The sequence below is a fragment of the Nitrospirota bacterium genome, assembly GCA_040757595.1.
GTDB lineage: Bacteria > Nitrospirota > Nitrospiria > Nitrospirales > Nitrospiraceae > JBFLWP01.
Map to the genome: position 1 here is coordinate 1 of JBFLWP010000025.1, position 14,152 is coordinate 14,152.

The 14,152-nt window shown below is 68.0% G+C and carries 12 protein-coding genes; 4 read left to right on the forward strand and 8 right to left on the reverse strand.

Annotated elements, in window-relative coordinates; all coding sequences use genetic code 11:
- The coding region (locus tag AB1411_16285) for a formyltetrahydrofolate deformylase (GenBank protein MEW6545150.1) at positions 1-129 on the forward strand (129 nt) is incomplete at its 5' end.
- 106 nt (positions 130-235) lie between these two features.
- Here the strand turns inward: AB1411_16285 and AB1411_16290 are convergent.
- The 4 genes from AB1411_16290 to AB1411_16305 form a co-directional block, all read right to left on the reverse strand.
- A complete protein-coding gene (locus AB1411_16290) occupies positions 236-727 on the reverse strand; it encodes a Spy/CpxP family protein refolding chaperone (protein MEW6545151.1) in 492 nt (163 codons plus the stop codon).
- Positions 728-755: 28 nt separating this feature from the next.
- A complete protein-coding gene (locus AB1411_16295; GenBank protein MEW6545152.1) occupies positions 756-2,234 on the reverse strand; it encodes a DegQ family serine endoprotease in 1,479 nt (492 codons plus the stop codon).
- Positions 2,235-2,350: 116 nt separating this feature from the next.
- Positions 2,351-3,739 (reverse strand): heavy metal sensor histidine kinase, encoded by a 1,389-nt coding sequence (locus AB1411_16300; GenBank protein MEW6545153.1) that lies wholly within the window; start codon positions 3,737-3,739, stop codon positions 2,351-2,353.
- 78 nt (positions 3,740-3,817) lie between these two features.
- The gene (locus AB1411_16305) at positions 3,818-4,495 is read right to left on the reverse strand and encodes a response regulator transcription factor (protein MEW6545154.1); all 678 of its coding nucleotides are present in this window, start codon (positions 4,493-4,495) and stop codon (positions 3,818-3,820) included.
- Between the two features lie 133 nt (positions 4,496-4,628).
- On the opposite strand from AB1411_16305, the gene AB1411_16310 reads away from it, so the two are divergent.
- Positions 4,629-5,765, forward strand: a complete 1,137-nt coding sequence (locus AB1411_16310) for a radical SAM protein (protein ID MEW6545155.1) — start codon at positions 4,629-4,631, stop codon at positions 5,763-5,765.
- 12 nt (positions 5,766-5,777) lie between these two features.
- On the opposite strand, the gene AB1411_16315 is transcribed toward AB1411_16310, so the two are convergent.
- Positions 5,778-7,442, reverse strand: coding sequence for an FAD-binding protein (locus tag AB1411_16315; protein MEW6545156.1), 1,665 nt, complete (start codon positions 7,440-7,442; stop codon positions 5,778-5,780).
- 211 nt (positions 7,443-7,653) lie between these two features.
- Here AB1411_16315 and gcvP point away from each other — a divergent pair, with 211 nt between their 5' ends.
- Together gcvP and AB1411_16325 are read left to right on the forward strand one after the other, a co-directional pair.
- Positions 7,654-10,545 (forward strand): aminomethyl-transferring glycine dehydrogenase, encoded by a 2,892-nt coding sequence (gene gcvP, locus AB1411_16320; GenBank protein ID MEW6545157.1) that lies wholly within the window; start codon positions 7,654-7,656, stop codon positions 10,543-10,545.
- Between the two features lie 12 nt (positions 10,546-10,557).
- Positions 10,558-11,889 carry an aminotransferase class V-fold PLP-dependent enzyme gene (locus AB1411_16325; protein MEW6545158.1) on the forward strand — a complete coding sequence of 444 codons (1,332 nt, stop codon included), beginning with the start codon at positions 10,558-10,560 and terminating at the stop codon, positions 11,887-11,889.
- A 24-nt stretch (positions 11,890-11,913) separates the two neighbouring features.
- On the opposite strand, the gene AB1411_16330 is transcribed toward AB1411_16325, so the two are convergent.
- The 3 genes from AB1411_16330 to AB1411_16340 form a co-directional block, all read right to left on the reverse strand.
- Complete coding sequence (locus AB1411_16330; protein MEW6545159.1) at positions 11,914-12,432, reverse strand: NUDIX hydrolase; 519 nt, start codon at positions 12,430-12,432, stop codon at positions 11,914-11,916.
- A 143-nt stretch (positions 12,433-12,575) separates the two neighbouring features.
- The gene (gene gcvT / locus AB1411_16335; protein ID MEW6545160.1) at positions 12,576-13,667 is read right to left on the reverse strand and encodes a glycine cleavage system aminomethyltransferase GcvT; all 1,092 of its coding nucleotides are present in this window, start codon (positions 13,665-13,667) and stop codon (positions 12,576-12,578) included.
- Positions 13,668-13,693: 26 nt separating this feature from the next.
- Positions 13,694-14,143: an FKBP-type peptidyl-prolyl cis-trans isomerase gene (locus AB1411_16340; GenBank protein MEW6545161.1), complete on the reverse strand. Its 450-nt coding sequence runs from the start codon at positions 14,141-14,143 to the stop codon at positions 13,694-13,696.
- Between the last annotated feature and the right edge of the window lie 9 nt (positions 14,144-14,152).

Sequence of the window (14,152 nt, forward strand, 5' to 3'; positions counted from 1 at the left end):
CGTGACACCGTCGAGGATCTGGTCCGGAAGGGACGCGATCTGGAAGAGCTGGTCCTCGCGCGCGCCGTGCGTCTGCACGTCGAACGGCGCGTGCTGGTCTACGGCAAGAAAACGGTCGTCTTCGATTAACCAGAAAAAAAGAGGCGGGGGTCCGATCGGCACATCGGAGCCCCGCCTGAGGCCCGGATCATCCGCGAACCGTCGCGGACGATCGGGGCCAGCCGCCACCCCCGCGTCAGCTCTCGCGATGGTGGCGCAGCATCTTCTCATGCTCCGCCTTTTCCTTCTCCCGTTGCTCAGGGGTCAGGAGCGCCGCGGCGTCCCGCCTCGCCTTGATCGCCGCCATGCGGAGCCCCACGGCCAGTTCTTCCCGTTGCTTCAGCTTCGCTTCGATCGTCGCGAGCTCCGTCTTCTCGTCCTTCACGAGCGAGGCCAGCTCCCGCTCCGCGACCTGGATCTCCGCCTCCGCCCTGATGCGGGTGCGGTCCAGGTCCAGCCGGAGGGCTTGGAGCTTGGCGACCTGCTCGTCCGTCAGGCCGATCTCCTTCTGGTGCCTCAGGAGGTGTCGCAGGTAGTGGCCGGCGCCCCCGTGATGCCCCATCAGGCGATGGGTCTCGTGCCCGTCCCCCTTTCCGTACCCATGTCCCTCATCGGCCCAAGCCGGCTGTCCGCCGAGTCCCAGGGCGAGCAGCAGGGCCATCAATCCGATTGCCGGTGGCTTCTTCATGGTTTCCCCCTTCCTTCTTGTTCGGCGCTCACACTGAGACCGAGATGAACAGGGACGCGCCCCTGCGGTTGACCAACAGGAGCACGCGCTGGTCCTTCTTGAGGCCTCCGGCGATCCGCTCGAAGTCCTTCACCGACTTGACCGGCTGCCGGTTGATCTCCCGGATCACGTCCCCCGGCAGGACTCCGGCCCGGTCGGCCAGGCTGCCCGGCGCCACGTTGACCACGACGACGCCCTGGGTCTTGGCGTTGAGACCCAGCTCGCGCGCCGACCGCTGGTCCAGGCTCTGCACATCCAAGCCGGCCAGCGCATGGTCGGTGCCGGACTCAGCTTTGGCGACCTTCACCGGACCTGGCTGCTCGCCGACCGTGACGGTCAATTCGACCTTGTGGCCGTTGCGGACGACCGTGACCGGCGCCTTGGTCCCGACCGGCGTCCTGGTCACTCGCTGCTGGAGCGCCCTCGCGTCCTCGACCGGCGTCCCCTGGTAGGCGACGATCACGTCCCCCTGCTCGAGGCCGGCCCGCTCCGCCGGGCTGTCCTCGGCCACGTCGCCCACCAGCGCGCCCTTCGGCTCTTTCAGGTGGAAGGATTTGGCCAGCTCCTGGGTCAGGTCCTGGATGCCGACACCCAGGTAACCGCGCACGACCTTGCCGGTGGCGACCAGGCTCTCGTAGATCGGCTTGGCCATGCTCACCGGCACGGCAAAGCCCACGCCCTGGTAGCCGCCCGTCTGGGAGATGATGGCCGTGTTGATCCCGACCAGCTCGCCCGAGCCGTTGACCAGGGCTCCGCCGGAGTTCCCCGGATTGATCGCCGCGTCGGTCTGGATGAAGTCCTCGTACTGCGTGATCCCCATCCGGCCCCGGCCCAAGGCGCTCACGATGCCCAGCGTGACCGTGGAGTTGAGCCCGAAGGGATTCCCCACGGCCAGCACATATTCCCCGACCCGGAGCTTGGAGGAATCGCCCCAGGCGACGATCGGCAGGTCCTTCGCCTCCACCTTGATCACGGCCAGGTCGGTCTTGGGATCGGTGCCCACGACCTTGGCCCGGAACTCCCGCTTGTCCGGCAGCGTGACGGTCAGCTCGCCGGCCCCCTCCACGACGTGGTTGTTGGTCAGGATGTAGCCGTCCGGCGAGACGATCACGCCGGAGCCCATTCCGCCCGGACGGGGCTCCATCGGCCCTTGCGGTCCGCGGAAGCGCGGCCCCTCGGGTCCCCAGGGGAAGCCGAAGAACTCTTCCATCCGGTCCCGGAGATCGCGCTGGTCGCGCCCCGGCATGGGCATGGCCGCCGTGATGTTCACGACGGCGGGCGTGACCGACTGGGCGATCTCGGCGAACCCCGGTCCCAGTTTGGACGGCGGCGTGGCGGTCGTGGCCGCGGGCGTCGCCGCGATTCCCGACGCGTGGGATATGACCGATTCACCGGCCCAAAACGATGCAGCCACAAGCAGGGCCAGGCCGGCGATGACCCCCAGCTTGCGGGAAACCGACGAGTTCATGATGCCCTCCTCCTTTTCACGGATGGTCCGTTCTCCCAACTGACGGTCAGGAGCGTAACAAGCCAAGATGAAGGGAGGATTAGGGGGGAATTAAAAGTGTCTAATGGGGAGCCGGCTCAGCCGGCGAGCGGCAGGGTGAGCGTGAAGCGGGAGCCTTTGCCGACCTGGCTCTCGACCTCGATCAGGCCCCGATGGGCCTCCGCGATCCACTTGCAGATGGAAAGGCCCAGCCCCGTGCCCCGCTTGTCGTGGGCGCGGGCCGTCTCGGTCCGGTAGAACCGGTCGAAGATGCGGGCCTGCTCCTCCGGCGCGATGCCGATGCCGGAGTCGGCGACGGTGAGCCGGGCCCTGTCCCGGTCCCTCGCGAGCATCAGCTCGACCGTCCCGCCGACCTGGGAGTATTTCACCGCGTTGTCCACGAGGTTGAGGATCAGCTCGTGCAACCGCAGCTCGTCCCCCGAAACCGTACAGGACTCCGCCCGGGGGATGGTCACCTGGACCTGTTTGTCCTGGCCCAGGACCGCCGCCTGCCGCTGCACGTCCTCCAGCAGCGCCTCGAGCCGGACCGGCTTGCATGCCAGCTTCACCTCGCCCAGGTCCGCGCGGGAGAGGAACAGCAACTCGTCCACGATCCGGGCCATCCGGTCGATTTCCTCGAGCGCGCTCTCCAGCACGAGCCGGTAGTCCTCCGCCGAGCGGGGCCGCCGCAGGGCCAGCTCGGCTTCGCCCTTCAGCACCGTGAGCGGCGTCCGCAGCTCGTGGGAGGCGTCGGCGCTGAACCGGCGGATCTGCTGGAACGAGGCGTCCAGCCGGGCGATCATCTCGTTGAAGGTCGCGGCGAGCCGCCCGATCTCGTCCCGGGCGGACGGAACGGCGAGCCGCTGGCTCAAGTCTCCCGCCGCGATCCGCCGGGCCGCTTCCGTCACCGCCTCCACGGGCCGCAGGGCCCGTCCCGCCAGGAACCAGCCGCCGGCCAGCGCGACCAGCAGCGCGACCGGCGTCGCGAGCAGGAAGACGGCCAGCAGGCGTCGCAGGGTGTGCTCGATCGGGTGCATCGAGGTGCCCACCTGCACGATGTTGACCAGGGTCCCGCCGCGCCGGATCGGCACGGAGAGGAGGCGGACGGGGGACTCCCCCTTGAAGCGCGCGGACTCGAACGTGGACTGGCCCACGAAGGCCGCTTCCAGGGCGGTCCGGCTCAGGGGAACGTCCAGCCGCTTGGCGTTGCGCGACTGGATCGTGATCTTGCCGGCGGGGCTGAAGATCTGGAAAAACTTGTCCACCACCGCCAGCTCGGGAAAGTCCTCGCTCAGGTCTTCGAAGGGGAGCGAGGGACCGATGCCCCGCTGCTCCACGGCCTGCACGGCCGCCGTCGCCGCCTTTTCGAGGGCATGGTCGAGCTGCTCCCGCAGGCCGCGGGCCATCACCATGTACAGAAGCACGGCGAAGGCCAGCAGGGTCAGCAGGAGAGCCGACCCGTACCAGAGCGTAAGGCGGCCGCGCAATGAAAGCCCGGAGCTTATAGCTGATGGCGTATGGCCGGAGTCCGGAACCGGTCTGAACCATAAGCTATACGCCATAGGCTATTCGCTCCCGCTCCTGAGCATGTAGCCGCTGCCCCGGACCGTCTGGATCAGCTTGCGTTCGTGGCCCCGGTCCACCTTGTTGCGCAGGTAGTTGACGTAGACGTCGATGACGTTCGTGAAGGTGTCGAAGTCCAGGTTCCAGACGTGCTCCGCGATCATCGGCCGCGTGAGCACCCGCCCGGCGTTGCGCATGAAGTATTCGAGCAGCGCGTACTCCTTCGCCGTGAGATCGATCTTCTTGCCGCACCTCGTCACCTCGCGCGTGGCGGGGTTCAGGATCAGGTCCTCGACCTGCAGCACCCCGGTCGCCTCGCCGGACCCGCGCCGGAGCAGGGCCCGGACGCGGGCGAGCAGCTCGTCGATCGCGAAGGGCTTGGTCAAGTAGTCGTCGGCGCCCGCATCCAGCCCCTTGACCTTCTGGTCCACCTGCGAGCGGGCGGTGAGGATCATGACCGGCGTCCGGACCTGCTCCTTGCGGAGCGAGGCGAGCACCTCCAGGCCCGAGCGGCCGGGGAGCATCAAGTCCAGGATGATGAGGTCGTAGCTGCCGGTCAGCGCCTGGTCCAGGCCCTGGGCGCCGTCGGCGCAGAGGTCCACCGCGTAGCTCTCCTCCTCCAGCGCCCGCCGGATGAAAGAAGCGACCTTGGCTTCGTCTTCGACGACGAGAATCCTCATGGTCACCGCCTGGGATTATAGCAGAGGCCGGGGGGCCGCTTGCGGGCGGGTACCGCGCCTCCGTATACTACGGCTCCAATCACCGGCCGGCTCCCACGGCGGCCACGCGGTGCACAGGCAACCGGCGGTACTCATGGAGGGCCCTCTGCAGACAGCGTCCTCCAAGCGCACACGACGGCTGGTCCCGTCCCTCTCCCGTGCCCGCGACATCCTGCGGCTGGTCTTCCAGGAGGGCGGGCCGGGCTTCTGCCAGTTCGCCCTGAACACGGCCTGCAACGCCAACTGCGGCTTCTGCAATTTCGCCCTGGACCGTCTGCCGAAAGAGCAGTGGGAGTTCGTGGAGCGGCAGGGGGCCCTGGACGCCCTGGCCATTCTCCACCGAGAAGGGGTTCGCTACCTGGTCTTCACCGGCGGGGAACCCACCCTGCATCCCGACCTCGTCACGTTCGTGCGACGGGCCGCCGGGCTCGGCATGAACGTCATGCTGGTGACCAATGCCGGCCTGCTGAAGCCGCAGAAGATTCGCGAGCTCGCCGAGGCGGGCCTGTCCAGCTTCATCATCTCGATTGACGCCGCGTCGCGCGAGGCGCACGAGCGCAACCGGGGGCTCCCCGGCGTCTGCGACCGGATCCGTCGCGCGAACGAGATGATCGAGGAGCTCGGCCTGCACGCCACAGCCTCGGTCACCATGAGCCGGCTCGTGGACTACGAGGCCCTGCCGGAGTTCCTGGAGGCGCTGGGCTTTGCATCGGTCGTCTTCTCCTACCCGCTCACGTCCCTGTCGTCCAACTTCCTGGGGTTCTCGGATTCGCCGCTCGTCAACCAGAACAAGCAGGAGCTCCTGGACGCCTATGAGAGAGTGAAGGGTTTGAAGAAGCGGTTCCGCGTCGTCAACCCGACCCTCTCTCTCGACGAAATGCAGCGGTTCCTCCGCGGGGAGGCGCAACGGTATCCATGCATCGCCGGGTACCGGTTCTTCTTTCTCGACTGGAAGCTCATGCTGTGGCGCTGCCACGCCTGGGACAAGCCCATGTGCTCGATCTACGAATTCGACCGTTCGAAGCTGGTGCGCGACGGCTGCACCAAGTGCATGATCAACTGCTATCGCGACACCAGCCTGATGCAGCACATCGCCGTGTCGGTTCACGACGCGTACGTGTCAATTCAAGGAGGAAGGCTGCGGGACGCGGTGGGGGCCCTGACGAGGCCCGGCAACCTCGCGTCCATCCGGGCCGTGCTGGAGGAGCTGCCCTGGATCGTGCGGTTCTGACCGTGCAATCCGTTATTTCGGCGGGAAGCGCGTGATCGTGACCGGCGCGTAGGAGAGCGCGGGGCCCTCGGCCGTGCGCCGGGCGAGCGTGTGCCTGAGCCAGTTGGCGTCGTCGCGAGTGGGGAAGTCCGAGCGGTAGTGGGCCCCGCGGCTCTCCTCGCGGGCCAGGGCGCCGGCCACGATGGTCTCCGCCACCTCTAAAAGCGACTGGAGCTCCAGGGCCTGGATCAGGTCGGTGTTGAAGACCAGCCCGTGGTCCTGGAGGTGGAGGAAGGCCGCTCTGGCCTTCAGCTCCCGGACCTTCTCGCTCGCCTCGTCCATGGATTTCCTGGTCCGGAAGATGCCCAGGTTCAGGCTCATGACCCGGCCCAGCTCTTCGCGCAGTTGCCAGGCGCGCCAGGAGCCCCTGCTCTCCATGAGCCGGCGGATCCGCTCTCCCTCGGCGAGCAGCGTCCGGTCCGAGACGGCGCGGGGGGGAACGCCGCCGACGGACTCGGCGGCTCTCGTTCCGGCCCGCCGGCCGAAGACGATCGTTTCGAGGAGCGAGTTCCCCCCCAGCCGGTTCGCCCCGTGGACGCTCACGCAGGCGCACTCGCCCGCCGCGTAGAGGCCCGGCAGTTCGGTCTCCCCCCACTGGTTGGCCCGCACCCCGCCCATCTGATAGTGGGCGCCGGGCCGGACCGGGATCGGGGATTCCACCGGGTCCACGCCGGCGAACTCGATCGCGAGCTGTCGGATCTGCGGCAGTCGCTCCTCGATCCTGGCCCGGCCCAGGTGCCGGAGATCCAGGAGCACGCAGCCGTCCACCCCGCGCCCTTCCAGGATTTCCTGGCCGATCGCGAGCGAGACGGTCGAGCGGGTGGCCAGCTCCATCTGCTCCGGCGCGTAATTCTTCATGAACCGCTCGCCCAGCGTGTTGAGCAGGTAACCGCCCTCGCCCCTGGCCCCTTCGGTGATCAGGATGCCCGTGTCCTTCAGAGTCGTGGGGTGGAACTGGACGAACTCCATGTCCTCCAGCGGCACCCCGGCCCGGTAGGCCAGGGCCATCCCGTCGCCGGTGTTGATCACCGCGTTCGTGCTCGTGAGGAAGACGCGGCCGCTCCCGCCCGTGGCCAGGATGACGGCTTTGGCGCCGATGACGTGCAGGCCGCCCTGCTTGAGGTCCCAGGCGACGACCCCGCGGCAGGCTCCGCCCTCGACGATCAGGCTGGTCGCGTACCATTCCTCGTAGACGAAGACGTGGTGCTTGAGGAGCTGCTCGTACATCACGTGGAGGAGCGCGTGGCCGGTACGGTCTGCGGCGTAGCAAGTGCGCACGGCTCCGGCCCCGCCGAACGGGCGCTGCGCGATCCGGCCCCGCTCGTCCCGGCTGAAGATGACGCCCATGCGCTCCAGCTCCAGGATGTCACCCGGGGCTTCCCGGCACATGGCCTCGATCGCGTCCTGATCGCCCAGGTACAGGCCACCCTTGGCCGTGTCGAAGGCATGTTGCTCCCAGGAATCATGCTCCCCGATGGCGGCGTTGATGCCGCCCTGGGCGGCGACCGAGTGGCTGCGGACCGGATGGACTTTCGAGAGGACCGCCACGTCCAGGTGGGGTCGGTGGGCGAGCGCGGCGAGGGAAGCCCTCATGCCGGCCAGGCCGGCTCCGACGATGAGGATGTCGTGGACTTTCATGCGGCCGGCCGGGGGATCTGGCTGGAGGGCCGCCGGCTACGGCCAGGGTCTGCACGCATGGCCACATGATGGCGGAAGCGGGAGGATTTCGCAAGGAGGGTGCCATGTCAGACGCCTTCACCCGGAGGAGGAGTTATGATATACCGGTGGCCGCTGGAAGACGTGCCCCGACCCTGTTGATCCATTCTCGCAAGGAGCCAAGGACCGGACCATGGATGCCAAGGACCTGCTGAGCCAGACCGACCGTTTCGTCACCCGGCACCTGGGCCCGACCGACGCCGACATCCAGGAGATGCTGGCGACCCTCGGCCTCCAGTCGCTCGACGCCCTGATCGAGGCCACGGTGCCGGAGGAGATCCGGCTGAAGAGGCGCCTGGCGCTCGATGCCCCGCTGGGCGAATTCGAGGCGCTGGCCCGGTTGCGGACCTTGCACGACCGGAACCAGATCTTCCGCTCCTTCATCGGGCTGGGCTATTACGACTGCATGACCCCGCCGGTTATCCAACGGAACATCCTGGAGAATCCCGGATGGTACACCCAGTACACCCCCTACCAGCCGGAGATCGCCCAGGGCCGGCTGGAGGCGCTGCTCAACTTCCAAACCATGGTGGCGGACCTGACGGGCCTGCCGCTGGCGAACGCCTCCCTCCTGGACGAGGCGACGGCTGCCGCTGAGGCCATGACCATGTGTCTGCGGATCGCGCACCACGAGGCCGGGGAGAGTCAAACGAAGATCGGTTTCTTCGTGGCGGACGACTGCCATCCCCAGACGATCGCGGTCATGCAGACCAGGGCCGAGCCCTTAGGCATCAGCCTGCACGTGGGCCGGTCGGATCGGGTCGAGTTCGGCGGCCTCTTCGGGCTCCTGCTCCAATATCCGGCCACGGACGGGGCGGTGCGCGACTATGGCTCGCTGATCGCCAAGGCCCATGCAGCGGGGGTGAAGGTCGTGGTCGCGACCGATCTGTTGGCCCTGACGTTGCTCAAGCCGCCGGGCGAGCTCGGTGCGGACATCGCCGTCGGTTCCAGCCAGCGGTTCGGCGTGCCGCTCGGCTTCGGCGGCCCCCACGCGGCGTTCCTCGCCACCAAACAGGACTATGTCCGCCAGATGCCCGGCCGGCTCGTCGGGGTGTCGTGCGACGCGGCGGGGAAGCCGGCCTTGCGGCTGACCCTGCAGACCCGCGAGCAGCACATCCGGCGCGAGAAGGCCACCAGCAACATCTGCACGGCGCAGGTCCTGCTGGCGGTCATGGCCAGCATGTACGCGGTCTATCACGGGCCGGAGGGGCTCAAGCGGATCGCGGAGCGGGTGCACGGCCTGGCCTGCCTGCTGGCGGAAGGCCTGCGCCGGCTGGGCTGCGAGGTCGGGCGCGAGCCCTTCTTCGACACGGTGTCGGTCCGGCCGGCAGCCAAGGATCGGACCGAGGACGTGCTGGCCCGCGCGGCCCGGAAACGGATCAACCTGCGGCGCTTCGCGGACGGCTCGCTCGGCATCGCCTTGGACGAGGTCACGACGGCGGACGATCTTCAGACGCTTTGGGAAATTTTCGCGGCCGATCGGCCGCTGCCGTTCAAGGCGGAGGACCTGGCCGGAACCCCGCCCACGTCGTTGCCGCCAGCGCTGGCCAGAACCAGCAAGTACCTGACCCACGAGGTCTTCAACCGGTACCACTCCGAGCACGAGATGCTCCGGTACATCCACCGGCTCCAGGCGCGCGACCTCTCGCTGGTCCATTCCATGATCTCGCTGGGCTCCTGCACGATGAAGCTGAACGCCACCGTGGAGATGATTCCGGTCACCTGGAAAGGCTTCGGCCGTCTCCATCCGTTCGCCCCGGAAGAGCAGACCCAGGGGTACCAGGAGCTCTTCACGCAACTGGAACGGTGGCTGGCCGAGATCACCGGCTTCGCTGCCGTGTCGCTCCAGCCGAATGCGGGGGCGCAGGGGGAATATGCGGGCCTGCTCGTCATCCGGGCCTATCACAAGGATCGCGGCCAGGGTCAGCGGAACGTCTGCCTGATTCCCGTCTCGGCCCACGGGACGAATCCGGCCAGCGCGGCCATGGCCGGGCTCACGGTCGTGCCCGTCGCCTGCGACGCCAGGGGGAACGTGGACCCCGCGGACCTGGAAGCCAAGGCCAAGCAGCATCGGGACAGGCTCGCCGCGCTGATGATCACCTATCCCTCCACGCACGGAGTCTTCGAGGAGGGGATCACGCGGGTCTGCGCGATCGTGCACGAGCACGGCGGGCAGGTGTACATGGACGGGGCCAACATGAACGCCCAGGTTGGGCTCTGCCGGCCCGGGGACATCGGCGCCGATGTCTGCCACCTGAACCTGCACAAGACCTTCTGCATTCCGCACGGGGGCGGCGGGCCGGGCATGGGGCCGATCGCGGTGGCGGCCCACCTCGCCCCGTTCCTTCCGGGCCATCCGCTGCGCAAGGTCGGCGGGGCCAAGGCGATCGGACCGGTCGCGGCGTCGCCCTACAGCAGCGCGAGCATCCTGCCGATCTCCTGGGTCTACATCGCCCTGATGGGGGGCGAAGGGCTGACCAAGGCGACCACGGTGGCGATCCTGAACGCCAACTACATGGCCAGGCGGCTGGAGAAGCACTTCCCGGTGCTCTACACGGGGAGGAAAGGCTTCGTGGCCCACGAGTTCATCGTGGACGTGCGGCACTTCAGGGAGACGTCCGGCGTGGAGGTCAACGACATCGCGAAGCGCCTCATGGACTTCGGCTTCCACGCGCCGACCATGTCCTTCCCGGTCGCGGGCACCCTGATGATCGAGCCGACGGAGAGCGAATCGAAGATCGAGCTGGACCGGTTCTGCGACGCGATGATCGCGATCCGCGGGGAGATCCAGGAGATCGTGGAGGGGCGCCTGCCGCGCGACAACAACCAGCTCAGGCACGCGCCGCACACGGCCCAGGCCGTCGCCGCGACCGACTGGCCCCACCCGTACAGCCGCGAGCAGGCGGCGTTCCCCACCCCCTGGGTGCGCGAGCACAAGTTCTGGCCGGCGGTCGCGCGCATTGACAACGCCTACGGCGACCGGAACCTCTTCTGCACCTGCCCGCCGCCGGACAGCTACCAATAGCAAGACGAGATCATGGAATCAGATCCGGTTCCCGGCTTGAATCGCAGGGCCTTTCTCGTCCGAACCGGTCTGTTCCTCGGCGCGGGCGCACTGGCGGGAACTCTCCCCGCCCTGAGCCGGCCCGCCTCGGCCGCGCCGCCCCAGCTCGACACCTGGGAGGCGGTCCGGGACCAGTTTCTCCTCTCGCGCGACTTCGTCCACATGACCGGCTTCCTCCTGGCCTCCCATCCCACACCGGTCCGGGAGGCCATCGAGCGGCACCGGCGCGGGCTCGACGAGAACCCGGCCCACTACTGGGCCGACAACGAAGAGCGGTTCGAAGCCGACGTGCTCCGCGCCGCCGCCGACTATCTGGGCGTGTCCCCGCTGGATATCGCCCTGACAGACAGTACGACGATGGGGTTGGGCCTGCTCTACGGCGGGCTCGCGCTGCGCGAAGGGCAGGAGGTCCTGACGACGACCCACGACCACTACTCGACGCAGACCTCGCTCCAGTTGCGCGCCGAGCGGACCGGCGCCTCGATCCGGACCGTCCCCCTGTACCGGGACCTGAAGACAGTCTCGAAGGAGGAGATCGTCGCGACGCTGGTCGGGCACATCCGCCCGCAGACCCGCTACGTCGCGGTCACCTGGGTCCATTCGAGCACGGGCCTCAAGCTCCCGATCAGGGAGATGGCCGAGGCGCTGAAGCGGATCAACGTCTCCCGCGCCGAAGGGGACTTGGTGCTCCTCTGCGTGGACGGAGTGCACGGATTGGGAGTCGAGGACGTGCGGATGGAGGATCTGGGCTGCGACTTTTTCGTCGCCGGCACCCACAAGTGGCTGTGTGGCCCGCGCGGTACGGGCCTGGTCTGGGGCCGTCCTGAAGCCTGGTCCCTCGCCCAGGCGACGATCCCCACGTTCAACATGGACGCCTACCGGATCTGGATGCAGGAGCCTCCGAAGGAAAAGGTCTCCCAGGCCGCGCGCATGACTCCCGGCGGCTTCCACTCCTTCGAGCACCGGTGGGCTTTGGGCGAGGCCTTCCGCTTCCACCTCGCCGTCGGCAAGGCCAGGATCGAGGCGCGCATCCACGCGCTCAACCGGCAACTGAAGGAGGGGCTGGCGAGGATCAAGGGCGTCACGTTGCACACGCCCATGGCCGAGGACCTGTCGGCCGGCATCGTCTGCTTCGAGCTGGCCGGTTGGAAGCCGGACAAGGCGGTGGAGGCCCTCCGCCGACGCCGGATCATCGCCAGCGAGACCCCCTACGCCGTGAAATACATCCGCCTGGCCCCGAGCCTCCTGACTTCGCCGGAGGAAGTGGACAAGACGCTGGAGGCGATCCGGGCGATGGCCGGGTAAGCGGCCCTGGAGGGAGGGACCGGTTCAGACGGGCCGTTGTCGCAGGTAAACGGATTGCAGGCCGACGATCGTCTTGGCGTCCCGGATGGTCCCGTCGCGGATCAGCTCGATCGCCTTCTCCAGCGGTATCTCAACCACCTCGAGGACCTCGTCGTGGTCCAGCCGCTGCTGGGTTTTCGTGAGCTCTGTGGCCTTGAAGAGGTGCATGACTTCGTCGGTGAACCCCGGCGCGGTGAAGAAGGTCTCGAGCCGCTCGATCCGTTCCGCCCGGTACCCGATTTCTTCCTCGATCTCCCGCTCGGCGCAGGCGCGCGGGTCCTCGCCCGGATGCAGCTTGCCGGCGGGGATCTCGTAAATGAAGCCTCCGGCGGCCAGCCGAAACTGCCGGATCAGCACGACGGTCCGTTCGTCCTTCATCGGCACGACCGCCGCCGCGCCCGGATGCCGGACGATTTCGAGCTCGACCGTGGCCCCGTTGGGCAGTTCCACGGTTTCCAGGTTGAGCGTCAGCACCCGGCCCTTGAAGATGTTCTTGATGCTCATGAGCTAGAGGCACGAGGCGCGTGACGCGTCTCCCGTGGCTCGTCTCTCGTCGTTCATCAGACGCTTCACGCATCGCGAGCGACGTTTCTTCGTCGCCCCAGCCACCGCCCGCCCCTTGCCCCTAGCCTCGCACCTGCGCAAGGCTACGCCTTGCGCTTGTAGAACGGCGGCTTGACGACCTGGGCCGGGACGAGGCGGCCGCGGATGTCAACGGTCATGGCAGACCCGACGCCGGCGAGGGAGGGAGGCAGGTAGCCGAGCCCGATGCCCTTCTGCAGAATCGGCGACAGGTTGCCGCTGGTCACCTCCCCGACCTGGCGGCCGTCAGCCAGGATCTTGAACCCGTGTCGGGGCACGGCCTTTTCGAGCAGCTCGAAGGCGGCCAGCCGTCTGGCCGAGCCTTGGCTCTTCTGCCGCCACAGGGCCTCGCGTCCGATGAAGTCCCCCTTCTCGAAGCTCACTACCCAGTCCGCACCGGCCTCGATCGGCGTCGTGTCTTCGGAAATGTCGTTGCCGTAGAGCAGGTAGGCCATCTCCAGACGCAGGAGGTCCCGCGCGCCCAGCCCGGCCGGCTTCAGCCCGGCCGCCTTACCCACCGCGAGCAGCTCGGTCCAGAGGGCCAGGGCGCGGCCGGCCGGGACGTAGAGTTCGTAGCCCAACTCGCCCGTGTAGCCGGTGCGGGTGATGAGCAAGGGAGCCCCGGCCAGGGTCGCCTCCAGACAGTGCCGCGGCTTCAGATCCTCGATCCGGCTCAGGCCCAGGTCGGCCAGGACTTTCCGGGAGGCGGGGCCCTGGAGCGCCAACTGCGCGAGTGTCCCCGACTTATCCTCGATCCGCAAGTCCACGCGTCCGGTCGCTTGCTCTTTCAGCCAGGCCAGGATCTTCTCCCGGTTTGAGGCGTTGACGCAGAGCAGGTACTCGTCCGCCTTGAGCCGATATACGAAGATGTCGTCCTTGATCCCGCCGTCGGGATTGCAGACCATCGAGTAGTGGGACTCCAGCACGGCCAGCTTCGCCGCGTCGTTGGTCGCGACCGACTGGAGGAAGGGCAGCGCGCCGCCGCCGGAGAGGGCGATCCGGCCCATGTGGCTCACGTCGAAGAGCCCGGCGGCGGTGCGGACGGTCTGGTATTCGTCCACCACGCCGGAATACTGGATCGGCATCTCCCAGCCGGCGAAGTCCACCAGCCTGGCCTGCGCGGCCACGTGGCCGTCGAACAGAGGAGTGCGCTTCATGCCGATAGCCGGCTGCGGATGGCCGGTCACCGGAGGCCGAGGAGTTCCACTTCGAAGGTCAAGGTCGCGTTGGGCGGGATGGCGCCGGGAACCCCGCGCGGCCCGTAGCCGAGGTGCGGCGGGATGATCAGCTTGCGCTTGCCGCCCACCTGCATCGAGCCGACGCCCTCGTCCCATCCCTTGATGACCTGCCCCGCGCCGACGCGGAACGAGAAGGGCTCGTTGCGGTCGCGGGAGCTGTCGAACTTGGTGCCGTCGGCGAGCCAGCCCGTATAGTGCACCGTCGCCGTGTCGCCCAGTTCGGCCTGGCGGCCCTTGCCCGGGACGAGGTCCACGTACTGGAGTCCCGATTCGGTCGTCACCACCAGCCCTCCTTCCTGGTTGCCGGACTTCCGGTCCGCTGCCTGGGCGAAGGAAACCGTCGCCGTGATCGCCGCGGCCAGCAGGACGTTCAGCGTCGTTGTTCTTCCGATCATGCCCGTCTC

Coding starts and splice junctions, on each gene's coding strand:
- gcvT (MEW6545160.1), bottom strand. CDS start 13,667: ATGAAGCGCACTCCTCTGTTCGACGGCCACGTGGCCGCGCAGGCCAGG.
- AB1411_16295 (MEW6545152.1), bottom strand. CDS start 2,234: ATGAACTCGTCGGTTTCCCGCAAGCTGGGGGTCATCGCCGGCCTGGCC.
- AB1411_16305 (MEW6545154.1), bottom strand. CDS start 4,495: ATGAGGATTCTCGTCGTCGAAGACGAAGCCAAGGTCGCTTCTTTCATC.
- AB1411_16330 (MEW6545159.1), bottom strand. CDS start 12,432: ATGAGCATCAAGAACATCTTCAAGGGCCGGGTGCTGACGCTCAACCTG.
- gcvP (MEW6545157.1), top strand. CDS start 7,654: ATGGATGCCAAGGACCTGCTGAGCCAGACCGACCGTTTCGTCACCCGG.
- AB1411_16325 (MEW6545158.1), top strand. CDS start 10,558: ATGGAATCAGATCCGGTTCCCGGCTTGAATCGCAGGGCCTTTCTCGTC.
- AB1411_16310 (MEW6545155.1), top strand. CDS start 4,629: ATGGAGGGCCCTCTGCAGACAGCGTCCTCCAAGCGCACACGACGGCTG.
- AB1411_16290 (MEW6545151.1), bottom strand. CDS start 727: ATGAAGAAGCCACCGGCAATCGGATTGATGGCCCTGCTGCTCGCCCTG.
- AB1411_16315 (MEW6545156.1), bottom strand. CDS start 7,442: ATGAAAGTCCACGACATCCTCATCGTCGGAGCCGGCCTGGCCGGCATG.
- AB1411_16340 (MEW6545161.1), bottom strand. CDS start 14,143: ATGATCGGAAGAACAACGACGCTGAACGTCCTGCTGGCCGCGGCGATC.